Genomic DNA, 25457 nt, shown 5'->3' on the forward strand with positions numbered 1-25457 from the left:
TCGGCCATGAAGGAGATCATGTTGGCGGTCTCCCGGACGGTCTCGCCGTGGGCGATCTGGCTCTTGCCCTCGTCCAGGTCCTGGACCTCCAGGCCCAGCAGGTTGCAGGCAGAGGCGAAGGAGAAGCGGGTGCGGGTGGAGTTGTCCCGGAACAATGAGATGCCCAGGCCGGAGTCAAAGAGGCGGGTGGAGATGTTCCGCTCCCGCAGGTCCCGCAGGGCGTCCGCCACCGCGAACACCCCTGCCAGCTCCTGGCCGGTCTTGTCCCAAGTGAGGAAGAAGTCCTTCCCGTACATATTCTTCAGGTCTAGCTGGCTCAGCTCCCGGATGATTTCGTCAAACTGTGCGCTCATGCTTTATATCCTCCTCGGCACGAATTTTTCTGACATAAGCATAGCATCTCCCCGGCCGGAATCAACCGGTTTTTTGTAAACAATTTGCTGTGCAAAACCATAGCAAAAGGCGCTTTGCCCGGTGGGGCCCATATGCGCATAAGTTTTGCGCGCCGCAGGCCTCCGCCTGGTTTCACGGCGCGCCTGCGGCGCATGGAGTTTCCCGTCCTTTTCTTTTTTTCAGGGAGGCTGTCAGTTTTTTTGTTTTCGCCTTGATTTCTCCCCCCGCTGTGATATGATGAAAGAAACTGCTCCGCCGGGCGGGATTTTTCCCACTTTCCCGGCGTACATCTTCAGAAAGGAGCCTCTTTCCCCATGCTCAGTGAAGAACGCCTCTCTCTCCTGCGGCAGATTGCCCACGGCCTGGCCGTCCAGTTCGGGCCCTGCTGCGAGGTGCTCATCCACGACCTGACCGACGGCCCGGAGCACACGGTGGTCCACATTGAAAACGGCCACGTGTCCGGCCGGGCCCTGGGGGACGGTCCGTCCCACGTGGTGCTGGAGTCCCTCAAGGGCGGGCAGCAGGAGGACCACCTGGCCTACCTGACCCGCACCCCCGACGGCAAGGTGCTCAAATCCTCCACGTTGTTCATCCGGGATTCCTCCGGCAGGCCGGAGGCCATCTTCTCCATCAACTACGACATCTCCGCCCTCCTCACCGTGGAGCAGGCCCTGCGCCCCCTGGTCTCCCCCAGGGAGGCCCCCACCAGGGAGCCGGAGCGCATTACCCGCAGCGTGTCCGACCTGCTGGACGACCTGCTGCGGGAGTCGGTGGAGCTGGTGGGCAAGCCGGTGGCCCTCATGGACCGGGAGGACAAAATCCGGGCCATCCGCTTCCTCAACGACGCGGGCGCCCTGCTCATCACCAAGTCGGGCGACAAGATCGCCACCTTCTTCGGCATCTCCAAGTACACCCTGTACAGCTACCTGGACGACAAGAACGGCTGAGTCCGTCCCGCCGTCCCCCAGAAACAGACATAAAAAAGGAGGCACCGCCATGATTGACCTGACCATCCGCCCTGAAGCGCTGGAGCGCAACCTGCGCAACGCCCGGGAAAACAACATCCTCATCCCCACCTTCCGGCAGATGAAGCACCCCGACTCCATGCCGGACAAGGTAAAGGAGGGGCTCAAGTCCGTGGGACTGTGGGACGTGAACCCCCTGAACCTGTTCCGCATCACCTGGAAGAACGAGGCCAAGGAGTACGGCGGCCTGTTCCAGCATGTGCCCAACTACGTGGAGCTGCCCCCTTCCCTCACCGGCGTACCCTGCCGCATTGTGGCCATGGCGGGCAAGTGGTTCCCCACCGGCTGCCACAAGGTGGGCGCCTCCTTCGGCTGTCTGGCCCCCCGGCTGGTCACCGGCCAGTTCGACGTGACCCGCCACCGGGCGGTCTGGCCCTCCACCGGCAACTACTGCCGGGGCGGCGCCTTCAACTCCAAGCTGCTGGGCGCCCGTGGCGTGGCCATCCTGCCCGCCGGCATGAGCCGGGAGCGGTTTGACTGGCTGGAGTCCATCGGCGCGGAGGTCATCGCCACCCCCGGCTGCGAGAGCAACGTGAAGGAGATTTTTGACAAGACCAACGAGCTGCGGCAGGACCCGGGCTGCATGATCTTCAACCAGTTTGAGGAGATGGGCAACCACCTGTGGCACTATCAGGTCACCGGCGAGGCCCTGTCCGCCCTGTTTGAGGGCATCAAGCGGCCCGGCGACCGGCTTGCCGGCGCCTGCTTCACCAGCGGCAGCGCGGGCACCATCGGCTGCGGGGACTATCTCAAGGAGGTCTACCCCGGCATGAAGCTGGCGGTGGGCGAGGCCCTCCAGTGCCCCACCATCCTGAACAACGGCTTTGGCGACCACCGCATTGAGGGCATCGGCGACAAGCACATCCCCTGGATTCACAACGTGAAGAACACCGACATGGTCATCGACATTGACGACGAGGACGCCCTGCGGCTGCTGCGGCTCTTTGCCGAGGAGGAGGGCCTGCGGTATCTGGCCGAGGAGGCCGGTGTGGACGCCGAGACCCTGGAGAAGCTGTCCTGGCTGGGCATCAGCGGCATTGCCAACGTGCTCTGCTGCGTGAAGATGGCCAGGTACTACGAGTTCACCGCCCGGGACGTGGTGGTGACGGTGCTCACAGACTCGGCATCCATGTACGGCTCCCGGGTGGCCGAGCTGGCCGAGCAGTACGGCCCCTACGACCGCCGTGCCGCCGCCATCGACCACCGCCTCCACCTGCTGGGCCTCAGGACCGACGCCATGGCCGAGCTGAACTACTGCGACCGCAGGCGGGTTCACAACCTGAAGTACTACACCTGGGTGGAGCAGCAGGGCCGCACGGCGGCGGAGCTGGACGAGCTGTGGTACGGCGACGAGTGGGAGAAGGTCCACGCCCAGGTGGGCGAGCTGGACGCCCTCATTGACCAGTTCAACACCGCCTCCGGCGTACTTAATCAGCTGTGAGATAAATTGGCCCTCCCCCCGGGGAAAATGGCTGGTCTCCCAGGGCCCCCACGGAAGGCGGTACGCCTTTCGTGGGGAGAGGACGAGCAGCGAAGTGAGCGAGGCCTGCCGCTTGCGGCGGGCTGAGCGATACGCAGCTTGCGAGGACGAGGGTCTCCGACGGCCTACTTTCCAGCGAGGGAAAGTAGGCAAAGCTCGCCATGGGGCAACAGGCGCGGAGGGCCCTGTTAGGGCCAAACGCGCCCGTTTCCCCCTGGTACCCCCTTTCGGAGACGCGTCCTGCGGCGGTGGGGTTCAAGTAGCCACCGAACCTGAAAGCAGTTGCTTGCCGATTCAGTGCCCTGTGTACCGTTCCACCTCTGCCCGAGCAGCGTTACCCACCCAAACTTGTAAGTAGTTTCAATTCAATTACCTTTCTCAATGCCGCACACAGTCTCTGCGTTTTGTTCTCGTCTCTGCCCGAACACTCTTTTCGCTCTTTTTTCATAGTTTCAACTCTTTTGCAGCCGAAAGGAGTAATTTTTATGATGAAAAACGTCCGCTGCGCCAAATGCGTCCGCTGCGGCAGGGAGTACGAGGCCGTGCCCGGCCTGACCACCTGCGCGTGCGGCGGAATTCTGGATATTGAGTACAATTACGACTATATTCGCTCGGTTTTCTCCCCAAATTCCCTGGCTGACTGCACCGATTGGTCCATGTGGCGGTACCGTCCGTTTCTGCCCGTGGAGCCCGACTCTCCCCCGCCGCCCCTGCGGGTGGGCTGGTCCCCCCTGTACCGGGCGGACCGGTTGGCGCAAGCAATTGGCCTTTACAGGCTTTTCCTCAAAGACGACGGTCTCAACCCCACCGCCTCTCTGAAGGACCGGGCCTCGGCCATGGCGGTTGTCAAGGCCCGTGAGGCGGGGGCGGACACCATCGCCTGCTCCTCCACCGGCAACGCCGCCTCCTCCCTGGCGGGGAACGCGGCGGCGGCTGGCCTGGTCAGCTACATCTTTGTCCCCTCCCGTGCCCCCAGAGGCAAGGTGGCCCAGCTGCAAATCTTTGGGGCCACCGTTATCAGTGTGGACGGCAGCTATGAGGACACCTTTGCCCTGTCCAAGGCCGCCATTGAGCGCTGGGGCTGGTATAACCGCAACGCCGCCATCAACCCCTACCTGTCCGAGGGCAAAAAGACGGTGACTTTGGAAATTATGGAGCAGCTCCACTGGCAGGTGCCCGACTATGTGGCATTGTCCGTGGGGGACGGCTGCACCATCGCCGGCGCGTGGAAGGGCTTGAAGGACCTGTATGCCGCCGGATTCATCGACCGTCTGCCCAAGCTCATCTCGGTTCAGGCCGAGGGCTGCTGCCCCCTGAACCGCTCCCTCCAGACCGGGGAGCCCTGGCAGCCCATGGAGGAGAACACCCTGGCCGACTCCATTGCCGTGGGCGTACCCCGCAACGCGGACAAAGCTCTGGCCGCCGTAAGAGAGAGCGGCGGCGTGGCGGTCAACGTGTCCGACGAGGAGATTCTGGCCGCCATGCGGCTCATCGGCCGCACCTGCGGCGTGTTTGGCGAGCCCGCCGGGGTCACCGGCACGGCGGGCGTGAAAAAGGCGGTGGAGCTGGGGCTCATCGACCCGGCGTCCACGGTGATCAGCGTGGTCACCGGCAACGGCCTGAAGGACGCGGCCAACGGTATCAAGGCCGCCGGTGAGCCCATGGTGGTGAAGCCGGACATGGCCGACCTGCTGTCCGCCTTTGAGGCGCGGAATATCCATCCCTGAACCTAAGAGATACGCCGCCATGCGGCGGAACGGAGGTTTTATTATGTCTGAGCGTACATCTACCCTCATCCGTGGGGGCACCCTCATCCTGCCCCAGGGTCCCGTGGCCGCCGACCTGCGGATTGACGGGGACAAAATCACCGCCATCGGCCCCAACCTGCCCTCTGAGGGCTGCAAGGTCATCGAGGCGGCGGGCAAGCTGGTGTTCCCCGGTTTTATCGACACCCACACCCACTTTGAGATGAACAAGGGCCTGCCCAACGAGACGGCGGACGACTGGGTGTCCGGCACCAGAGCGGCTCTGGCGGGCGGCACCACCTGCGTGCTGGACTTTGCCGAGTCCCAGCGGGGCTGCTCCCTGGCCTCCGCCCTGGAGACCTGGCACGGACGTGCCGACGGCCGGGCCTCCTGCCACTACGGCTTCCACATGACCATCAAGGACTGGGACCCCCGCATCAAGGCCGAGCTGGCCGACATGACCGCCGAGGGCGTCACCTCTTACAAGATCTACCTGGCCTACGACAACCTGCGCATCACCGACGGCCAGGCTCTGGAGGTGGTGGAGGCGGTGGCCCGAGAGGGCGGCATCGTGGGCTGTCACTGCGAAAACGGCGACATGGTCACCGAGGGCATCCGTGCCCAGCGGGCGGCCGGGCACCTGACCCCGGCGGCTCATCCCATGTCCCGTCCGCCGGTGGTGGAAGCCGAGGCAGTGAACCGGTGGCTGGCCCTGTCCGAGATGGCGGGCTACCCGGTGAACGTGGTGCACCTGTCCACCCTGCGGGGTCTGGAGGTCATCCGGGCCGCCCGTGCGCGGGGTCAGAAGTGCTATGTGGAGAGCTGCCCCCAATACTTCCTGTTGAATGAGGATAAATATCTACTGCCCGGATTCGAAAGTGCCAAGTTTGTGCTGTCTCCGCCCCTTCGCAAGGAGGAGGACTGCGCCGCTCTGTGGCAGGCGCTCTCCGCCGGTGAGATTGACACCATGGGCACCGACCACTGCTCTTTCAACTTCAACGGCGTGAAAACCCTGGGCCGGGAGGACTTCTCCAGGATTCCCAACGGCATGCCCGGTGTGGAGCACCGTCCCGCCCTCATGTACACTGCCGGCGTGGCCACCGGCCGCATCACCGCCGCCCACATGGCCCGGATGCTCGCCGAGCAGCCCGCCAAGCTCTTCGGCATGTACCCCCGGAAGGGCGTGCTGGCGGTGGGCAGCGACGCCGACCTGGTCATCTGGAACCCGGAGGCCCGGTGGACCATCACCGCCGCCGAGCAGAACCAGAAGGTGGACTACACCCCCTACGAGGGCTTTGAGGCCGTGGGCCGTCCCGAGACTGTGTTCCTCTCCGGCCAGGTGGCGGCGGAGAACGGCAAGGTGGTGCTGGAGAAGGCGGGACAGTTTGTCCACAGAGGGAGCTCTCAGCTGTGGAGATAAAGGTCGCCCTTGTGCTCATGGCCTCAGGGGCCGGGCGGCGTTTCGGGGCCAACAAGCTGCTCCGGACCGTGGACGGCCTGCCCCTGGTGCGCCGGGTGATGGCCGCCTGTCCGCCTGAGCTGTTCACCCCGCCCCTGGTGGTGAGCCGCTACCCGGAAATCCTCTCCCTGGCGGAGGAGCTGGGGTACACCCCCATCTTCAACAGCGGCGCGGATGAGGGCATTTCGGCCACCGTCCGGCTGGGCACTGCCGCGGCCCAGACAGCGGGGGCCGACGGGGCCCTGTTCGCCGTTGCCGACCAGCCCTGGCTCACCCGGGCAAGTGTGGAGCGGGTAATAGCCGCCTTTGCTTCCCACCCGGACACCATCCCGGCCCTGAGCTGGCAGGGAAAGAAGGGCAATCCCTGTCTCTTTCCCCGGGAGTTGTTCCCCGAGCTGTCCGCCCTCACCGGGGACACCGGCGGCGGCGCGGTGATTAAAGCCCATCGGGACCGGCTGCGGCTGGTGGAGGCTCACTCCCCCGCCGAGCTGCTGGACGTGGACACCCCCGCCGACCTGGAACAGCGCTGAAACCTTCAACATTTTTCTCTCTTTATGTGGAAAACGGCCCCGGAGCAATGGCTCCGGGGCCGTTTTTATGTCTGTGTTCCGTTGTCCAGCCTCCAGAGGAAGGCGGTACGGGCGGGGAGCAGCTGGTTTTCGCTTAGGGTGAGCTTCTCGCCGGTCTCCAGGTCGGTGGCCGGGCCGGAGCAGCCCCCCAGCCGGGCGGTATAGTCTGCGTCGTCCAGGTTGACGGCGCAGAGCACCCGCTCGCCTTCGTACTGCCGCAGGAACACCAGCTGCCGGTTGGTGATGACCACGGTCTGGTAGCCGCCGTTGTTGAGGGCCCTGCTGCCCGCCCGGGCCCTGATAAGCCCGGCGATGCGGTCGGTGAGGCCGTTCCACTCCGGCTTCTCCAGGGCGGGACGGAGGGCGCTGTCGTCCCCCCTGCCCTTGGCCCCCTGGATGCCCCACTCGCTGCCGTAGTACAGGCAGGGGATTCCGGGCATGGCAAAGAGGACGGCGTAGCACAGGGGCAGGTCGTCGGCCCGGCGCAGATTGCTGGCCAGCCGGTTCACATCGTGGTTGTCCGCAAAGGAGAACAGGTGGCAGCCCCGGTAGAGGGTGTACTGCCCGTCGGAGAACAGGCGGTTGAGGGAGTGGTTGATTTCAAACAGGTTCTTGTCGTTGAAGCTGGACCACAGGCCCTTGAAGCACTCGTAGTTGGTGCAGGAGTGGAGCAGGCCGTCGCCCATGATGCGGCGGTAGTCGCCGCCCAGAATCTCGCCGTAGAGGAAGAAATCGGGCTTGAGGCTGTCGCAGAAGGAGCGGATGGACCGCAGGAAGTCCTGGGACAGCAGGTAGGCCACGTCCAGCCGCAGGCCGTCCACGCCGAACTCCTCCACCCACTGGCGGATGCAGGAGAACAGGTAATCCACCACCTGGGGGTTGGACAGGTTCAGCTTCACCAGCTCATAGTGCCCCTCCCAGCCCTCGTACCACAGGCCGTCGTTGTAGTTGCTGTTGCCCCCGAAGTTGATGTGGAACCAGTCCTTGTAGGGGCTGCCCTCCCGGTTCCGCAGCACGTCCTGGAAGGCCCAGAACCCACGTCCCACGTGGTGGAACACGCCGTCCAGCACCACCTTCATTCCACGGCGGTGCAGGTCGTCGCACACGTCCTTGAAGTCCTGGTTAGTGCCCAGGCGGCAGTCCACGGTGAGGAAATCCCGGGTGTCGTACCCGTGCCGGTCGGACTGGAACACCGGGTTGAACACCACGGCCCCCACCCCCAGCTTTTCCAGGTGGTCCCCCCAGTCCAGCACACGCCGGATGCGGGGAACGGTGACGCCGTCGTTCTCCCCGGGCGCGCCGCACATGCCCAGGGGGTAGATCTGATAAAAGGTCCGCTCATATGCCCACATTTGCTTGGTTTCCTCCTCTGAGGTCTGAATTTTGGAAGCTTAGAACAGTTTGACGGTATAGGTGATGGTTCCGGTGCCGCCACTCTTGAGCTGGAGGCCGGAGATGGTTACGGTGAGGGGCCGGCCGGTGCGGTACTCCAGGCCGGCGGGACGGAAGATAACCGCCGGAGCGCCGCCGTAGCCGGTGCCCTCCAGGAGGACGAAGTCGGCGGTGGTGTCCACCTGGCTGGAGGCCTGCCCGGTCCAGGTGTGGCCGCTGCCGTCCGTGACGGTGACGGTCAGGCCGTCCCGGTTGGACCCGTACACGTCGGGGCTCAGAGAGCAGCTCCAGGCCAGGTTCTCGTTGAACAGCTCCGAGGGAAACACGCCCTCAGAGGGCCACGTCACATAGTCCGGGCCGGTCCATCTGGTGTATAGGCCGTCCGTCACCTGGGTGAGGACCCGCCGCTCCGCGTAGCCCATGCCCACGGTGGTCAGGGTGGGGTCCAGCAGCCAGCGGCGGTGGCCCAGCCTGGTGATGTTGGAGGCGTCGGAGTCGTCCGCGCAGCTCAGGTTGAAGGAGGACAGATTGGCATACCCCGAGCCGATGTTGCTGGTGGAGGTGGCGGCATAGCCCTGCTTGTACAGGTCGTCGGGCATGTCGGCGGGCTGGCCGGGGTAGTGGCTGAACCCGCTGGCCGCCAGCAGAATGGCGCCCACCTGGGCGTTCTGGTTTTTCTCCCCGCTCATGGTCACCGCATCCAGACCGGCCACGGCCCGGATATAGTTGATGGAGTTGAGGCCGTCCTGGAGGAAGGCGTCGTTGAGCACGCCGGGGCTGTATGGCGCGGAGACAGAGGGCGCCTGGGCGTAGGGCTCGCCCGGGTTGCCGAAGGTGGCCCGCAGCGCTCTGAGCTGGGCGATCTTCTCCCGCTCGGCGGCGGTGAAGTTCTGCTCCTCCAGGATGCCGCCGCCCAGGTCCAGGCTCCGCAGGGCCAGGATCATGGCCTGCTCCCGGGAGGTCTGGGCGGTGAGGGCCAGGCTGCCGTTGTCTCCGCCCTGCATCAGGCCGGCGCCCACAATGTCCACAATGCCCTGTCTGGCCCAGTCGGGCACCACGCCCTCAGCCCCCGAGTCCAGCCGGGCCTCCACACCGGCGACGGTCTGGGGCAGGTCAACGCCGCACTTCTCCATTACCCGGCTGAGCAGGGTGCAGATCTCCATGCGGGTGATGGTGCGGCTGGGGGCGAACTCAGTGGCGGACACGCCGTTCATCAGCCCCAGGTTCCAGGCCGCCGTCACATAGGGCTTGGCGGAGATGTAGTCAATGTCGGTAAAGGGGGCCTCCGCCAGGTCGGAGCCGTACAGCTCCACCAGCAGGCCCATCTTCTGGGCCAGGGTGACGGCCAGCACGGCAAACTCCTGCCGGGTGATGTCCCCCTTCAGGTCGGACATGATATAGTAGGGCTTGAGCAGGCCCTCGTCCTCCGCCCGCTCCACATCGGCGGCCGCCCAGCCGGAGGGCTGGGAGAACCAGCTGTCCAATGCGCCGGCAGGCGCAGCGCCCGCCAGGCCGGCCGTCAGGCCGGCCGTCAGGCTCAGGGCCAGGGCCCCGGCCACAATCTTCTTTGCAATTCTTCCCTGTTTCATGGCTGAGATTCTCCTGTCTTTCTTAAATTTAGCGGCGGAGGGCGAACTCCACCTCAATAACGCCGCCGCACACCATGCCCAGGTCGGCGGCGTTGGGGGACAGGTCGTAGACCTGCCGGGTGGGTACGTCTTCCCCGTTCCACAGCTTCATGGCGTCCTGCCGGGCTCTGTGCTCGGCGGCGCCGCCGCCCACGGTGCCCAGAATGGACCCGTCGGGCCGCACCAGCATCCAGGCGCCCTCCCCTCTGGGGGCGGAGCCGCGCTTGCTGACAATGGTCACCAGCACGCCGGGCTCCTGCTCAGGCGGCGGCGGGGGCATGGAGCCGATGCGCGCCCGCTCGGCCACCAGCTCGGCGGCGATGGACACCGCCACCTCCGCCGGGCTCTGGCCCCCCAGCCTGATGCCGATGGGGGCGTGAACCCCGTCCAGCTGCGTCTGGGGGAAGCCCTCGGCCAGAAGGCTCTTCATCACGGCCGCCACCTTGCCCCTGCTGCCAATCATGCCCACGTAGGCGTACCTGCCCCGGAGCACATGGGCCAGGCAGTCCCGGTCAAAGGCGTGGCCCCGGGTGACGATGACATAGTAGTCGTCGGCCCGGCTGCCCAGCTGGTCCAGGGCCTGTTCAAAGCCCATGCACAGCACCTGGCCCGCCATGGGGAACCGCTCTTTGCTGGCAAATTCGGGCCGGTCGTCGATGACGGTGATATCGAAGTCCAGAATGGAGGCCACATGGGCCAGAGCCAGGGACACATGTCCCCCGCCGCAGATAATCAGTCGTTCCACAGTCCCTTCTCCTTTCCGAAGTAAAGCAGTCCCTCCAGCACGCCGCCGCCGATGGCCCGGGCCTTGTCGGACACGGTGAAGCAGTGGCGCACCTCGCAGCGGGGGTCGATGTCCCCCGACTTCATGCCCCTGCACACCTTCAGCCCGGCGGGCAGCATGCCCCGCACCACGCCGGTGATAAGGGCGTACACCGGCTCTCCGTCCACCCTGGCCACCAGGTCTCCCTTCTGCACCTGGTCGCCAATGGCGGCCACAGGCGCAAAGACGCCGTCGGCACAGGCCCGGATGATGCGCTCGGTGGTGTAGCCGCCGATGTTGCCCGGAACGCCGGTGTTGGGCACGGCGGAGCCGTCGGTGATGAGGCGGCCCAGGTCGTGGCCCCGCTGGGTCTCAATGACGCCGTGGCAGTCCACCCCGGCGGTGAAGCCGGGGCCCAGGGCCAGCACCACAGGCGCGTCATGGATGGTGGTGCCCAGGTTCTTCTTGGCCAGGATGGCGTCCACCACGGCGAAGAAGTCCAGCTCCCTGAGAATTTTGGCCTCCGGGTCGTTGAGGACGGGGATCTCCCCCTTCTCCAGGGCGGCCAGGGCCTCCACCCCGCTGTACACCCGCCGGGCGGTGATGCCCTCCACGGTCTGGGTGCCGTCGTACATGCACTGGCAGAAGGCCACCGTGCGCCGCACCGCAGTGGGCTGCTCGATGTCGGTCATCACCAGGGGGAAGCCCGCCCGGTACAGCCGCACCGCCGTGCCGGTGGCCAGGTCGCCGGCGCCCTTAATCAAAATCCGTTTCACTGTCTTTCCACTCCTTTTTACCCCAAAACGCCGGGGCGCAGTCTATTTCCCCAACTTACTTAAACCAGCTCAGGCCGCCCTGCTCCTCCCGGGAGTAAGCAGTGATGACGGCGGGAATGCCCCGCTCAGCCAGCAGGGCGGCAATCTCCTCCGCCCCCCTGCGCCGCGCCTCGGTGTCGGCCTTGTTGAGCACGCAGCGGAAGGCCATATTCTCCCCCACTCCCTTCCGGCTGCCCTGGGGGCTGGACAGGATGGCCGCCACGTCGGCGGGGGTAATCACATGGTCCATACCGCACCCCAGCAGGGCGCACACCTGCTCGGGCCGGTGGCAGATGTCCTCCACCGTCCCGCCCAGACAGTCCATGCCCGCCAGGGCTAGCACCGCGGCGGCCTGGGCGGGGATCACCGGCTCGTGGCCGGCGGGCGCCTTCAGGGGCCGCACCCGGGCCCCGTCGGCCTCGGCCAGCACGATATCCGCCGCGGCCGCGCAGGCGGTCACGGCGCCGCCGGTCATCTTGTCCTTCCGGTCCAGCTTGCCCACGGTGATAATACCGTATTTGTCCAGCAGCTCCTTCAGGGCCGCCGGATCGCTTTCAGCGGTCATAAACAGGGCGGGATGGGGCAGAATGTGGGTGGTGGTGGTGACAATCACCGTCTTTCCCGCCTCCCTGGCCTCCCGGGCCAGGGCGTACATGGTGGTGGTCTTACCGCCGCCCCCCACCAGGGCGATGACCCGGTGGCGGTCCATGTCCAGCCCCAGCTTATCCCAAAGTCTCATCTCTTTATTTCTCCTTCCGGCCCGGAGGGCGCGCCCGCCGGGTATGCTGTGTCCTACTCAGCATAGCACAACTCCGCCGAATTTACCACAGCTATCCCTTGCGCAATATAGAGAAAATAGATAAAATAGATCTCTGACAGACACCCTGAGAGGAGGCGGAGCACATGGACCACGAGGACTACATGCGCCAGGCCCTGGACCTGGCCCGGGAGGCCATGGAGGCCGGCGAGGTGCCGGTGGGCTGCGTGGTAGTATGGGAGGGCCGGGTGGTGGGCCGGGGCCGCAACCGGCGGGAGGAAAATAAGGACGCCCTGGCCCACGCCGAGCTGCTGGCTATCCGTCAGGCCAATGAGACCCTGGGGGGCTGGCGGCTCCACAGGGCCGACCTGTATGTGACGCTGGAGCCCTGCGCCATGTGCGCCGGCGGCATTGTGAACGCCCGGATTCCCCGGGTGTGGTACGGCGCGGAGGACAGCCGGTTCGGCGCCTGCGGCTCTGCGCTGGACGTGTTTTCCGCCCCGCTGAACCACCGTCCTCAGGTCACAGGCGGCATTCTGGCCCAAGAGAGCGCGGCGCTGATGCAGCAATTTTTCCAGCGGCTGAGGGAGAAGCGGAAAAAGCCTGCCGTCCCCTGCTGCGGAGAGACGAAAGGAGATTTTACAATGGAATTTCAGTATGAGGACAACCGGATTTTCCTGCCCGACGGCAAGGGCGGCGTGCTGGCGGAAATCACCTTCCCCGCCGGGGCGGACGGCGTGCCCGTCATCGACCACACCTTTGTGGACAGCAGCCTGCGGGGCCAGGGTGTGGCCGGGAAGCTGATGGAGGCGGCGGTGGCCGCTCTGCGGCAGAGCGGCCGCCGGGCCAATGCGGCCTGCTCCTACGCGGTGAGCTGGCGGGACAAGCACCCCGAGGCGTCCGACGTTCTTCTCTGACCGGCGGACAATTTTCTCCCCGGAAAGATTTGATTCTTTTGTAACAATTCCACCTTATATTCTTAATATCCTGCTGGTAACATAATACCTGCAAGAGACAGCAACTTCTTTTCATTCTATCCTCCTATCCTTTTTCATGCCGGGCCGCGGAATTCCGCGGCCCGGCCCCCTTTTTCCCCCTTTTCTTTCAGGCCTTTCCCTCCATTACGTGGACTTTACATAAAATCCAGAAGATTTAATTCTCTTGTAACATTTTCCTCTTTCTCTGTTAACAAGTCTCGGGTACTATAATACCTGCAAGAGACAGTTTCTTTTCATTTCATTGTATCCTCTTTCCTTCGGCAGGGGCCGGGCGTCAAGGAGCGGACGCCCGGCCTTTGCCGTTTCTTTTTGCTTTTTTCCTCTGTTTTCCCCATTTTTCCTTGCAATTTTCTGCCGCTGTGAAAATTTCTAAAAAAAAGCTGACAAATGTCCGTTTTTTTGATAGAATATAGGTGATTGAACTGGCGTCTCTTTTTCGCTACAATGTATCTACCTATTTTATCGGCAGGGAGAACGTACTTATGAAGCTTTTGGAAGACCGCATCCGCCGGGATGGCAAGATCCGCAGCGGCGGCGTACTCAAGGTGGACAGCTTTCTCAATCACCAGATTGACGTAAAGCTGTACGGCGAAATCGGCAAGGAATTCTACCGGCTGTTCGGTGACTGCGGGGTCACCAAGATCCTGACCATTGAGGCGTCGGGAATTGGAATCGCCTGCGTAACCGCGCAGTTTTTTGATGTCCCCGTCATCTTCGCCAAGAAGAACAAGACCAAGAACATCGCCGGGGACGTGTACACCTCCAAGGTGGAGTCCTTTACCCACGGCAAGGTGTACGACATCATCGTATCCAAGGAGTTCCTCCTGCCGGAGGACCGGGTGCTCATCATCGACGACTTCCTGGCCAACGGCAGCGCCCTCCAGGGCCTGATCAACCTGGTGAAGGACGCCGGCGCCACCGTGGTGGGGGCGGGCATCTGCGTGGAGAAGGCCTTCCAGCCCGGCGGCGACCTCATCCGCTCCATGGGCGTGCGTGTGGAGTCTTTGGCAAGAATCAAGAGCATGAGCGAAGAGGACGGCGTGGAGTTCTGCTGAAACAGAGAACCGCCCTGTGCCTCTCCCCGCTTGCCAGCCATAAATAACGCGATGGCTCCGGTTTGGTGCGCCGGAGCCTGTCCCTTTTGTGCACAGCACCCCTGCTGCCGCAGGCGGCCCCGCGGGGCCGTGATGAGCGGATGTCTGCGCGAGACCGTCAGGGTATTCTGCCGGCCGCGCTTCGCAGGAATTACCGGCGGAGTGCGGCCGGGCCCTGGCGGTCCCTTTGTCTCCGCCGTGATTCATAGAACTGTCTTTTTGTACGTAGGAATGGAAGGAAACCCGCATTTTTAAGGAGGAAAAACGCTATGAAAAAGAAACTGCTTGCCATGCTCCTGGCCGCGTCCATGGTGCTGGCCCTGGGCGCCTGCGGCGATGACGCCGGAAACAACGACAGCTCTCCCGCCCCCACCGACGGCGCTTCCGGCCAGACCGCCGCCATCCCCGCCGCCGACCTGAAGGTGGGCCTGGTCATGATCGGCGAGGAGAACGACAACGGCTACAACTACAACCACATGGTGGGTATGGAGGAGGCCTTTGCGGCCTGCGGCCTGGATGAGGACACCCAGCTGGTGGTCAAGCGCAACGTGGGCGAGGACGCCTCCTGCACCACCGCCATTCAGGAGTGCATCGAGGCCGGCTGCCAGATCATCTTCTGCAACAGCTTCGGCCACGAGCAGTTTATGATCCCCCTGGCTCAGGAGTATCCTGAGATTCAGTTCTGCCACGCCACCGGCTATCAGGCCGCCACCACCGAGAACACCAACGACCACAACTATTTCACCAAAATCTTTGAGGCCCGCTACCTGGCCGGCATCGCCGCCGGCATGAAGGCCAAGGAGATCGGCAACCCCAAGCTGGGCTATGTGGGCGCCTATCCCTTTGCCGAGGTGGTCTCCGGCTTCACCGCCTTCTATCTGGGCGCCAAGAGCGTGTACCCCGAGGCCACCATGGAGGTCATGTACACCAACTCCTGGTCCAGCCCCACTCTGGAGGCCCAGGTGGCCCAGGCCCTGATTGACGACGGCTGCGGCGTCATCTCCCAGCACTCCGACACCACCGCCCCCGCCACCACCGCCGAGGCCAACGGCGCCTTCCAGGTGGGCTACAACGCCGACATGATCTCCGCCGCCCCCAAGGCCTCCCTGGTGTCCGCCCGTGTGGACTGGGGCGTGTACTACACCTTCGCCCTCAACTGCATGATCAACGGCGAGACCATCCCCGACGACTGGTGCCAGGGCTACGCCGACGGCGCCGTGTACCTCTCCCCCCTGAACGAGGACATTGTGGCTGAGGGCACCGCCGAGGCTATCGAGGCCGCCGAGGAGAAATTCGTCAACGAGGACTTCCACGTGTTCTCCGGCCCCCTCCACGGCTACGCCTTTGACGCCAACACCGGCGAAAAGACTGAGGACTGGACCCTGCCCGAGGGCGAGTTCTACGATGAGAGCGGCACCGCCTCCGCCCCCAGCTTCTGCTACATCATCGACGGCATCACCAGCATCATCCAGTAACCGGCTCCCCGGAGTCCGGCACAGTCTCAACGGAGCGGGTGGACGCTGCTTTCCCGCAGCTCCACCCGCTCCTTCCTCTGCGGGAGGAACAAAACTACAGGCGGCGGACCAGGTCCCCCGCCATATGACGCGCAAGCGAGGTGAAGGATTTGGACGCCAACACAGCCATCCGCCTGAAAGACATCACCAAAACCTTCGGCCCGGTGGTGGCCAACGACAAAATCAGCCTGGAGGTGGACCGGGGCGAGATTCTGGCCCTGCTGGGCGAGAACGGCAGCGGCAAAACCACCCTGATGAACATGCTCTCGGGCATCTACTTCCCTGACGCCGGCCAGATTTGGGTGGACGGCAGGGAGGTCACCATCCGCTCCCCCAGGGACGCCTTTGAGCTGGGCATCGGCATGATCCACCAGCACTTCAAGCTGGTGGACGTGCTCACCGCCGCCGAGAACATCGTCCTGGGCCTGGACCAGAAGGGCCGCCTGGACCGGAAGAAGGTGGCCCGTGAGGTGCGGGCCATCAGCGAGAAGTACGGCTTCGACATCGACCCCGACCAGAAGATCTACAACATGTCGGTCTCCCAGAAACAGACGGTGGAGATTGTCAAGGTGCTCTACCGGGGCGCCAACATCCTCATCCTGGATGAGCCCACCGCCGTCCTCACCCCCCAGGAGACCGAGAAGCTCTTTGCCGTGCTGCGCAACATGAAGGCCGACGGCAAGTCCATCATTATCATCACCCACAAGCTCAACGAGGTCATGGCCATCTCGGACAAGGTGGCCGTGCTCCGCAAGGGCAAGTACATCGGCACCGTCAACACCGCCGAAACCAACCCCCAGGCCCTCACCGACATGATGGTGGGCCACGCCGTCACCCTGGACATCGACCGGCCCATGGCCAAGTACCACGACCTGCGTCTGGAGGTCAAGGGCCTCAACTGCCGGGGCAGCGACGGCGTCAAGGCCCTCACCGACGTGAGCTTCACCGCCATGGGCGGCGAAATTCTGGGCATCGCCGGCGTGGCCGGCTCCGGCCAGAAGGAGCTGCTGGAGGCCATCGCAGGCCTTCAGAAGGTGGAGTCGGGCCACATCTTCTACTATCCTCCCCACCCCAAGAGCGACATCGCCGGAAACCATGTCCCCGTGGACAAGGCCGGTGAGGAGCTGGTGGGCAAGAACCCCACCCAGATTCAGAAAATCGGCGTGTCCCTGGCCTTTGTGCCCGAGGACCGGCTGGGCATGGGCCTGGTTGCCTCCATGGACATGGTGGACAACATGATGCTCAAGACCTACAAGGAGAGCAAGGGCCCCCTGGTGGACCGCAAAACCCCCAGAGCCCTGGCCGAGAAGCTGATTGAGGAGCTGGAGATTGTCACCCCCGGCGTGTCCACCCCGGTGCGCAAGCTGTCGGGCGGCAACGTGCAGAAGGTGCTGGTGGGCCGGGAGATCGCCTCCTCCCCCACCGTGCTCATGACCGCCTACCCGGTCCGGGGTCTGGATATCAACTCCTCCTACACCATCTACCGCCTGCTCAACGAGCAGAAGATGAAGGGCGTGGCGGTGCTGCTGGTGGGCGAGGACCTGGACGTGCTGCTGGAGCTGTGCGACCGGATTGTGGTGCTGTGCGGCGGACGGGTCACCGGCGTGGTGGACGCCCGCACCGCCACCAAGGACCAGGTGGGTCTGCTCATGACCCAGTCGGCTGGAAAGGAGGCTGAGGCCTGATGGCAGCTCAAGTGAAAGCGGCGGAGCACCGGGAGCCCCTGGTGCGCATCGCCAAGCGGACCGATATTTCCCGGGGCAAGTCCTGGGCCATCCGGGCCGCAGCCATTGTGCTGGCCCTGCTGCTGGGCGCCCTGATTATGCTCCTGCTGGGCCACAACCCCTTCCTGGTGTACGCCGACATGGTCCGGGGCTCCCTGGGCACCCAGATCGGCCGCCGGGAGACGGTGAAAATCGCGGTGCCCCTGCTGGGCGCCGCCGTGGCCATAGCCCCCGCCTTTATGATGAAGTTCTGGAACATCGGCGCGGAGGGCCAGATCCTGGCCGGCGGCATCGCCGCCACCTACTTCGCCCTCTTCTGGGCCGATACCCTGCCCCGTGTGCCCCTGCTCATCGTCATGTTCCTGGCCGCCGCCATCGCCGGCGCTCTGTGGGGCCTGATTCCCGCCTTCTTCAAGGCCAAGTGGGGCACCAACGAGACGTTGTTCACCCTGATGCTCAACTACATCGCCCTGGGCATTGAGCAGTACCTCCAGAACGGCCCCTGGAAGGACACCAAGGGCACCGGCTTCCCCATCATCGCCCAGTTCGCCTCCAATGCCCGGCTGCCCAAGGTGCTGGGCGTCCACGCGGGCTGGATCATCGTGCTGATTTTCGTGGTGCTCATGTTCCTCTACCTGCGGTACACCAAGCAGGGCTATGAGATCGCCGTGGTGGGCGAGAGCGAGGCCACCGCCCGCTACTCCGGCATGAGCGTGCCCAAAATCGTCATGCGCACCATGTGCATCTCGGGCGCCATCGCCGGTATCGTGGGCTTCACGGTGGTGTCCGGCGCGGACTACACCCTCAACGCCAACACCGCCGGCGGCGTGGGCTTCACCGCCATCACCGTGGCCTGGCTGGCAGGCCTCAACCCCATCATCATGGTGTTCATCGCCGCCTTCCTGGCCATCCTCACCAAGGGCTCGGGCACCATCCAGACCAATTTCAGCATCCCCGCCTCGGTGGCCGACGTGCTCACCGGCATCATCCTCTTCGCCATGCTGGGGTGCGAGTTCTTCATCCGTTACCGGCTGATTTTCCGCGGAAAGGGGGAGCACAGCAATGGATAAAGTCCTCAGCTTTGTGGTGGCCGCCGTGCTGGCGGGCACGCCTCTCCTGTTCGGCACCCTGGGTGAAATCCTCACCGAGAAGTCGGGCAACCTGAACCTGGGTGTGGAGGGCATGATGTTCATGGGCGGCGTGGCCGGCCTGGCCGGGTCCTACTACTATGAGCAGGCCGTGTCCAACCCCAACCCGGTGGTGTCCGTGCTCATCGCCATGGTGTGCGCCATCCTGTGCGCCGCCTTCGGCGCCCTCATTTACAGCGTGCTCACCATCACCCTCCGGGCCAACCAGAACGTGACCGGTCTGGCCCTCACCATCTTCGGCACCGGCTTTGCCAACTTCCTGGGCGAGGCCATCGGCAACACCGCCCCCAGCCGGTACATGGCCGTGGGCAACGTGACCAAGGACGCCTTCAACTCGGGCATCCCGGTGCTCCAGGACCTGCCCGTGGTGGGCAAGCTCCTCTTTTCCTACAACTTCATGGTCTACCTGGGCATCCTTCTGGCCATTGTGCTGGCCTGGTTCCTGGGCCGGAGCCGGGCGGGCCTGAACCTGCGGTCCGTGGGCGAGTCCCCCGCCACCGCTGACGCCGCCGGCATCAACGTCACCCTCTACAAGTACCTGGCCACCTGCGTGGGCGGCGGCATCTGCGGCCTGGGAGGGCTGTACATCGTCATGAACTCCGCCAACGGCGTGGGCGGAGTGTGGGTCCACAACTGCGTCAACGGCAAGGGCTGGATTGCCGTGGCCCTGGTCATCTTCGCCACCTGGAGCCCCGCCCGCGCCCTGCTGGGCTCCCTGGTGTTCGGCGCCCTGTCCGTCATGCGGCTCTATGTGGCCCTGGGCATCCCCGCCCAGATTTACGACATCTTCCCCTATATCGCCACCGTCATCGTGCTGGTGGCCGTCAGTATGCGCCGCAAGCGCGAAAATCAGCCGCCCCAGAGCCTGGGCCTGGCCTACTTCAGAGAAGAGCGCTGAAACATCAATTTTAAAAAAGAGCGGGTCCGGACATTGTCCGGACCCGCTCTTTTGTTCTTTTGTGCGTCAGACCCGCTCGGGCAAAGGCTAAAGATAAGTGGCAGAGACTTCGTGCGGCATTGAGATCGCCAATGAATTGCAGAGAGTGGCAAGTCTGGGCGGGTAACGCTGCTCGGGCGATGCAGGAACGGCACGCAGGGCACCGAATCGGCAAGCAACTACTTTCAAATACGGTGGCTCATTGAATTTTTCCGCCGCAAGCCGCGTCCCCGAAAGGGGGTACCAGGGGGAAACGGGCGCGTTTGGCCCTAACAGGGCCCTCCGCGCCTGTTGCCCCCTGGCGGCTTTTGGGTGCTTTTCGCCGGTGAAAAGTACCCCGTCGGAGACCGTACCCCTCACCGGGGCTGGTTAAGCCCCTCAATCCCCCTGAGAATCATGGCCTCGGACAGGGCGGCCAGCTCCTCGGGAGACTCCTTCCGTCCCCCTTCCAGCCAGCTCTGGATGAGCCCCACCGCGCCCCCCACCAGGAAGGACAGGCAGAAGGCCTGCTCTTTTGGGGTGCTGAACTGGTAGAGCCGCCCCCACTCCAGGCTGACCCGCTCCGCCACCATGCCCTTCAGCTTCTCCAGGAACCGGGTGTCCCGGTCCCGCTCCAGCAGGGCGGCCGCCACGTCCCCGTACCGCTGGAGAAACGCAAACACATCCTGCAGGATGGGCCGCAGGCCGTGCCGGAGCGCGTCGGCGGGATAGGCGTGGAGCAGGTCGCTGAACTCCTGGAACATCTCGTTTTCCATCTGCTCCACCATGTCATAAATGTCCTTGTAATGGCCGTAAAAGGTGCCCCGGTTTACGTCGGCCTTCTGGGTCAGCTCTGTGACCGTGATCTGGTCCACGCTCTTCTCCCGCAGCAGCTCCAGAAGGGCGCTGCGCAGCATCTGCTTGGTCCTGCGCACCCTCCGGTCATCCCTTCCACTCCCCTGTTTTGCCTCCATACCCGGCCCTCCCGGCGTTCAAAAATTGTTTACAGAGTTTTTCAACACTCCATCAGACTTTTGTCTTGTTTTAGACGGGGTCTCCCCCCTTTGACCATTGAAACCCCTGTTTCATATAACTATAATAAAATCACATCAAGAAATCAACACTTGTTTGTTATCCTACACTTATTGGGCAAGGAGGGGTTTCATGTCCTTTATCTCCCTGGAGCACGTGGTCAAGCGGTACCAGATGGGCGAGGTGGTCATCACCGCCGTGCGGGATATCTCCTTTGAGATTGAAAAGGGAGAATTCTGCATCATCGTGGGGCCCTCGGGCGCCGGAAAGACCACGGTGCTCAACATTCTGGGCGGCATGGACGAATGCGACGAGGGCACCATCCTGGTGGACGGGCAGAGGGTGTCCGATTACAGCCAGAAGGAGCTGACCACCTACCGCCGGTACGATATCGGCTTTGTGTTCCAGTTCTACAACCTGGTGCAGAACCTGACCGCCCTGGAGAACGTGGAGCTGGCGGCCCAAATCTGCCGCAACCCGCTGGACGCGGCGGATGTGCTGAAGCACGTGGGCCTGGCCGAGCGGATGGACAACTTCCCCGGCCAGCTCTCGGGCGGCGAGCAGCAGCGGGTGGCCATTGCCCGGGCCCTGGCCAAGAACCCCAAGCTGCTGCTGTGCGACGAGCCCACCGGCGCCCTGGACTATGTCACCGGCAAGCAGATTCTCAAGCTGCTCCAGGACACCTGCCGCAGGCAGGGCATGACGGTGGTGGTCATCACCCACAATACCGCCCTTACCCCCATGGCCGACCGGGTCATCCACATCAAGAACGGCACCGTGGCCGCCGTTGAGCGCACCGACCACCCCACCCCGGTGGAGGAAATCGAGTGGTAATCCTCTGAACACCGCGAAAGGAGGGGATTTCTCCCATGAGACCCAAGCACAACCGCCTGATTACCGACGCGCTGCGGGAGATCGGAAAGACCAGGAGCCGCTTTCTCTCCCTGCTGCTGCTGTCCGCCCTGGCGGTGGCTTTTCTGTCCGGCCTGCGCACCACCGCCCCGGTGATGGAGCACACCGCCGACGGATATTACGACCATCACAACCTGATGGACCTCCACGTGCTGTCCACTCTGGGCCTGACTGACGACGATATCGCTTACCTCTCCTCCCTGGAGGACATCTCCGCCGCCGAGGGGTGCTACACCGCCGACGGCATTCTCCACCTGGAGAGCAACGATCTGGTGGTCAAGCTGGTGTCATTGTCGGAGCAGGGCATCAATACCCCCGAACTGGTGGAGGGCCGCATGCCCGGGGCGGACGACGAGTGCCTGGTGGAGCCCCTGCTGCTGGAGCAGTCCGGGTTGTCCATCGGGGACAAACTCTCCTTTGACACCGGCACCGGCGACTATGAGAACGCCCTGGCGGTGGAGGAATTTACCATCGTGGGTACCGCCAACTCCCCCCTCTACCTGTCCACCGACCGGGGCACCTCCTCCCTGGGCACCGGCCGGGTCAACGGATTCGTGCTGCTGCCCAAGGGCGCCTTTGATATGGAGACCTACACCGACGCCTACCTGACCGTGTCCTGGGCAAAAGACCTGTACTGCTACGACGACGCGTACGGCGACCGGATGGACGCCCTGCTGGATGCCCTGGAGCCGCTGGGGGATGAGCGGGCCGACCTGCGGTACGACGAGGTCATTGACGAGGCCAACAAGGAACTGGACGACGCCCAGAAGGAGTTTGACGACGCGGAGGCCCAGGCCAGCCAGGAGCTTGCCGACGCCCGGCAGGAGCTGGACGACGGCTGGGAGGAGTACTACGACGGACTGGCCGAGTATGAGGACGGGCTGGCGACCTATGAGCAGGAGTCGGCGGACGCGTGGCAGCAGATTGCCGACGGGGAGGCTGAGCTGCCCGACGCTCTGAAGGAGCTGGAGGACGGCGAGAAAGAGTACGCCGACGGCGTGCAGAAGATGGCCGACGGCAAGGCCGCATACTGGGACGGCGTAAAGGAGTGGCAGGACGGCAAGGCCGAGTACGACCAGGGGTATCAGGACCTGCTGGACGGCGAGGCCGTGTACAGCGAGAACTACAAGACCCTCTCCGACGCCCAGCAGGAGTACGACGAGGGCTGGCAGGCATATCAGGACGGCCTGGCGGCCCTGGAGGACGGAGGCGGACAGCTGATGGCCGCCGAGGCGGAGCTGGCCGGCGCGCTGGCCCAGCTTCAGGACGGCGGGGCCCAGCTCTCCGCCGGCCAGGCCCAGCTGGAGGCGGGCAGGGCCGCCCTGTCCAAGGCAAAAGAGGATTTGAACGCCCAGCTGGGCACCCTGGCCCAGGTGCTGCCCATATTCAGCCCGGGCACCGCCCTCACCAGCGCGGAGGCCATTCTGGACCCGGCTACCCCCTGGACCGCGGCCGACGGCCAGGCCATTGTTACCCTGCTGAACATGGCGGGGGGCAGCGGCGCCCTCACCGGCCAGTTCCAGGACATGGTGGACCAGGGGCTCATGACTCAGGAGCAGGCCGACGGCCTGATTGCCCAGCTGACCGCCGCCCTGGCGGCGGCTGCCGGGGGCGTGGACGGCGAGGGCAACCCGGTGGAACCCAATCCGGAGCCCTTGAAGGCCTTTTTCAGCCAGAGCATCCCCGGGCTCTTTGCCGCCGGCGAGGCGGAAATCGCCGCCGGCGAGGCCCAGCTCGCTGACGCCTCCGCCCAGCTCTCCGCCGGCTGGACGCAGTACAACGAGGGCAAGAAGGCGGTGGACGAGGCCCGGGCAGAGTTTGAAGCAGGTGTGAAGCAGTCCCAGGAGGCGGAACAGACCCTGTTTGAGTCCCGGGTGCAGCTGGAGGACGGCTGGAAGCAGCTCGCCGACGGCCGCAGGGAGCTGGACGACGGCTGGAAGGAGGCCGCCGAGGGCCAGAAGGAGCTCTCTGACGGCTGGGCCGAGCTGGAGGACGCCAAGCAGGAGATTCTGGACGGTGAACAGGAGCTTGTGGACGCCCGCGCCGAACTGGACGACGGCTGGCAGCAGTACTACGACGGCGCGGCCGAACTGGCCGAGGCCAAGGCCGCCCTGCCCGGCGAGCTGGCCGACGCGGAGCAGGAGCTCAAGGACGCCAAGAAAGAGCTGGACGACGGCTACCAGGAGCTGCTGGACGGCGAGCAGGAGTACGCCGACGGCAAGGCAGAGGCGGACGAGAAGCTGTCCGAAGCCAGGCAGGAGCTCAACGACGCCCGCCGCGAGGTGGCCGAGATTGAGGACTGCAAGTGGTACATCCTGGGCCGGAACACCAACGTGGGCTATGTGTCCTACCAGCAGGACGCCGAGCGCATGGGCAACCTGGCCAGCGTGTTCCCCTTGATTTTCTTCCTGGTGGCGGCCCTGGTGTGCCTGACCACCATGACCCGCATGGTGGAGGACCAGCGGGTGGAGATTGGCGGCCTGAAGGCCCTGGGGTACAGCCGCAGCGCCATTGCGATGAAATACGTGGGGTACGGGTTCCTGTCCTCCTTCTTCGGCGGGCTGCTGGGCCTGGCCCTGGGCGTCACCCTTATCCCCACTATCATCTTCAACGCCTGGAAGGTGCTCTACACCGTGGGCGACATGGAGCTCTTCCTGCTGCCCGACGTGGCGGTGCTGTCGGTTGGCGCGGCGGTGCTGTGCGTCACCGGCACGGCCCTTGCCACCTGCTTTGCCGCCCTCACCGCAGTGCCCGCCCAGCTTATGCGGCCCAGGAGTCCCAAGCCCGGCCGCCGGGTGCTGCTGGAGCGGATTCGCCCGGTGTGGAGGCGGATGTCCTTCACCTGGAAGGTGACCATGCGCAACCTGTTCCGGTACAAGAAGCGGTTCTGGATGACCGTCATCGGCATCGGCGGGTGCACCGCCCTGATCATCACCGGCTTTGGCGTACGCAACTCCCTGTACGACGTGTTTGACAAGCAGTACGACGAGATTACCCCGTACAGCGCCCAGGTCAGCCTGATGGACAATATCACCGGCGACGAGCTGACCGAAATCTCCGCCGTGCTGGACGGCAGCGATCTGGTGTCCGAGTGGATGCCTGTATCCAACCAGCCCATCACCGCCGAGAGCGGCAGCCGCAGCCTGGACAGCAACGTATACCTGTTCACCGTGTCCGACCAGGATCGGTTCAATGACTTCATCCACCTGCGCCACCGGCTGGACAACGACCCGGTGACCCTGCCGGAGGAGGGGGCGGTCATTACGGAAAAGCTGGCCTCCCTGCTGGACGTAAAGGTGGGCGACACCATCACCCTGGTGGACGGGGACAACCGCCGGGCGGAGGTCATCATCACCGACCTGACGGAAAACTATGTGTTTCACTACGTTTACATCACTGAGGCGTGCTACGAATCCCTCTTCGGCCAGGCCTCTGAAATCAACAGCCTGATGGTCACCTACACCGAGGACACGGAGGAAAGCTCCGACGCCGTGGCCGAGCAGCTCATTCCCCTGTCCGGCGTGTCGTCGGTCAGCCGCATTGAGAGCACCAAAAACACCTTTATCAAGGGCATGAAGGGCGTGGACTACGCGGTGGTGGTCATCACCGTGTCCGCCGCCGCCCTGGCCTTTGTGGTCCTCTTCAACCTGACCAACATCAACATTACCGAGCGCATGCGGGAGCTGGCCACCCTGAAGGTGCTGGGCTTCTACACCAACGAGCTCAACGCCTACATCTACCGGGAGAACATCTTCCTCACCATCTTCGGCATCCTGCTGGGCCTGGTGCTGGGCAAGTTCCTCCACCAGTGGCTTATCATTACGGTGGAGATTGACATGGTTATGTTCGGCCGGGACGCAGGGGTTATGAGCTATGTGTATGCCGCCGCCCTCACCGCAGTGTTCTCCCTTCTGGTCAACATCATCTCCCGGAAAAAGCTGAAGAAAATCGACATGGTGGAGTCCCTCAAGACGGTGGACTAAAAGCCGGTGGGGAAACGGCCTCCGACGGGGTACTTTTCACCGGCGAAAAGTACCCAAAAGCCGCCGGAAAAAGGGGCCCCCGCCAAAGCCCAGCAAAGCGGGTTTGGTGG

19 protein-coding genes and 1 pseudogene are annotated in these 25457 nt (G+C 64.2%); 13 read left to right on the forward strand and 7 right to left on the reverse strand.

Annotated features, from left to right (window positions below; all coding sequences use genetic code 11):
- A pseudogene (locus Q0K06_RS06590) lies at positions 1–353 on the reverse strand (knotted carbamoyltransferase YgeW); the annotation flags it as partial.
- A 354-nt stretch (positions 354–707) separates the two neighbouring features.
- On the opposite strand from Q0K06_RS06590, the gene Q0K06_RS06595 reads away from it, so the two are divergent.
- The 5 genes from Q0K06_RS06595 to Q0K06_RS06615 all read left to right on the forward strand — a co-directional run bounded on the left by Q0K06_RS06595 (position 708) and on the right by Q0K06_RS06615 (position 6632).
- Positions 708–1340: a helix-turn-helix transcriptional regulator gene (locus Q0K06_RS06595; protein WP_294550210.1), complete on the forward strand. Its 633-nt coding sequence runs from the start codon at positions 708–710 to the stop codon at positions 1338–1340.
- A 49-nt stretch (positions 1341–1389) separates the two neighbouring features.
- On the forward strand, positions 1390–2859 hold the full coding sequence (locus tag Q0K06_RS06600) for a pyridoxal-phosphate dependent enzyme (RefSeq protein WP_294550211.1): 1470 nt from the start codon (positions 1390–1392) through the stop codon (positions 2857–2859).
- Between the two features lie 527 nt (positions 2860–3386).
- Complete coding sequence (gene thrC / locus Q0K06_RS06605; RefSeq protein WP_294550311.1) at positions 3387–4625, forward strand: threonine synthase; 1239 nt, start codon at positions 3387–3389, stop codon at positions 4623–4625.
- A gap of 43 nt (positions 4626–4668) precedes the next feature.
- Positions 4669–6063, forward strand: coding sequence for a dihydropyrimidinase (hydA, locus tag Q0K06_RS06610; protein WP_294550213.1), 1395 nt, complete (start codon positions 4669–4671; stop codon positions 6061–6063).
- Complete coding sequence (locus Q0K06_RS06615; RefSeq protein ID WP_294550216.1) at positions 6054–6632, forward strand: nucleotidyltransferase family protein; 579 nt, start codon at positions 6054–6056, stop codon at positions 6630–6632. Before hydA ends, Q0K06_RS06615 begins: the two co-directional genes overlap by 10 nt.
- 65 nt (positions 6633–6697) lie before the next feature.
- Here Q0K06_RS06615 and Q0K06_RS06620 read toward each other — a convergent pair whose 3' ends face one another.
- From Q0K06_RS06620 to yqeC, 5 genes are read right to left on the reverse strand one after another with little or no spacing between them, the layout of a single operon-like run.
- Positions 6698–8023, reverse strand: coding sequence for an alpha-amylase family glycosyl hydrolase (locus Q0K06_RS06620; protein WP_294550219.1), 1326 nt, complete (start codon positions 8021–8023; stop codon positions 6698–6700).
- Between the two features lie 39 nt (positions 8024–8062).
- Positions 8063–9652, reverse strand: a complete 1590-nt coding sequence (locus tag Q0K06_RS06625) for an S-layer homology domain-containing protein (protein ID WP_294550222.1) — start codon at positions 9650–9652, stop codon at positions 8063–8065.
- A gap of 28 nt (positions 9653–9680) precedes the next feature.
- Entirely contained in the window at positions 9681–10436 is a 756-nt protein-coding gene (locus Q0K06_RS06630) for an XdhC/CoxI family protein (RefSeq protein WP_294550224.1), read from the reverse strand.
- Positions 10424–11230 carry a selenium-dependent molybdenum cofactor biosynthesis protein YqeB gene (gene yqeB, locus Q0K06_RS06635; RefSeq protein WP_294550227.1) on the reverse strand — a complete coding sequence of 269 codons (807 nt, stop codon included), beginning with the start codon at positions 11228–11230 and terminating at the stop codon, positions 10424–10426. The genes Q0K06_RS06630 and yqeB overlap by 13 nt, the downstream gene beginning before the upstream one ends.
- Before the next feature lie 55 nt (positions 11231–11285).
- Positions 11286–12008 (reverse strand): selenium cofactor biosynthesis protein YqeC, encoded by a 723-nt coding sequence (yqeC, locus tag Q0K06_RS06640; RefSeq protein WP_294550230.1) that lies wholly within the window; start codon positions 12006–12008, stop codon positions 11286–11288.
- A gap of 164 nt (positions 12009–12172) precedes the next feature.
- Here yqeC and tadA point away from each other — a divergent pair, with 164 nt between their 5' ends.
- The 6 genes from tadA to Q0K06_RS06675 all read left to right on the forward strand — a co-directional run bounded on the left by tadA (position 12173) and on the right by Q0K06_RS06675 (position 19402).
- On the forward strand, positions 12173–12943 hold the full coding sequence (gene tadA, locus Q0K06_RS13915) for a tRNA adenosine(34) deaminase TadA (protein WP_365924940.1): 771 nt from the start codon (positions 12173–12175) through the stop codon (positions 12941–12943).
- Positions 12944–13506: 563 nt separating this feature from the next.
- A complete protein-coding gene (locus Q0K06_RS06655) occupies positions 13507–14079 on the forward strand; it encodes a xanthine phosphoribosyltransferase (RefSeq protein WP_294550233.1) in 573 nt (190 codons plus the stop codon).
- A 308-nt stretch (positions 14080–14387) separates the two neighbouring features.
- Positions 14388–15593 (forward strand): BMP family ABC transporter substrate-binding protein, encoded by a 1206-nt coding sequence (locus Q0K06_RS06660; RefSeq protein ID WP_294550238.1) that lies wholly within the window; start codon positions 14388–14390, stop codon positions 15591–15593.
- Positions 15594–15742: 149 nt separating this feature from the next.
- The gene (locus Q0K06_RS06665) at positions 15743–17317 is read left to right on the forward strand and encodes an ABC transporter ATP-binding protein (RefSeq protein WP_294550241.1); all 1575 of its coding nucleotides are present in this window, start codon (positions 15743–15745) and stop codon (positions 17315–17317) included.
- Positions 17317–18426: an ABC transporter permease gene (locus Q0K06_RS06670; protein ID WP_294550244.1), complete on the forward strand. Its 1110-nt coding sequence runs from the start codon at positions 17317–17319 to the stop codon at positions 18424–18426. The genes Q0K06_RS06665 and Q0K06_RS06670 overlap by 1 nt, the downstream gene beginning before the upstream one ends.
- On the forward strand, positions 18419–19402 hold the full coding sequence (locus Q0K06_RS06675) for an ABC transporter permease (protein ID WP_294550246.1): 984 nt from the start codon (positions 18419–18421) through the stop codon (positions 19400–19402). The genes Q0K06_RS06670 and Q0K06_RS06675 overlap by 8 nt, the downstream gene beginning before the upstream one ends.
- 395 nt (positions 19403–19797) lie before the next feature.
- Here Q0K06_RS06675 and Q0K06_RS06680 read toward each other — a convergent pair whose 3' ends face one another.
- Positions 19798–20394, reverse strand: a complete 597-nt coding sequence (locus tag Q0K06_RS06680) for a TetR-like C-terminal domain-containing protein (RefSeq protein ID WP_294550249.1) — start codon at positions 20392–20394, stop codon at positions 19798–19800.
- Between the two features lie 190 nt (positions 20395–20584).
- Between Q0K06_RS06680 and Q0K06_RS06685 the strand changes: the two genes are divergently transcribed.
- Together Q0K06_RS06685 and Q0K06_RS06690 are read left to right on the forward strand one after the other, a co-directional pair.
- The gene (locus Q0K06_RS06685; RefSeq protein ID WP_294550252.1) at positions 20585–21286 is read left to right on the forward strand and encodes an ABC transporter ATP-binding protein; all 702 of its coding nucleotides are present in this window, start codon (positions 20585–20587) and stop codon (positions 21284–21286) included.
- 35 nt (positions 21287–21321) lie between these two features.
- Entirely contained in the window at positions 21322–25347 is a 4026-nt protein-coding gene (locus tag Q0K06_RS06690) for an FtsX-like permease family protein (protein ID WP_294550256.1), read from the forward strand.
- Positions 25348–25457 lie beyond the last annotated feature (110 nt).

Origin of the sequence: uncultured Pseudoflavonifractor sp., assembly GCF_944387805.1 — a bacterium.
Taxonomy (GTDB): Bacteria; Bacillota; Clostridia; order Oscillospirales; family Oscillospiraceae; genus Pseudoflavonifractor.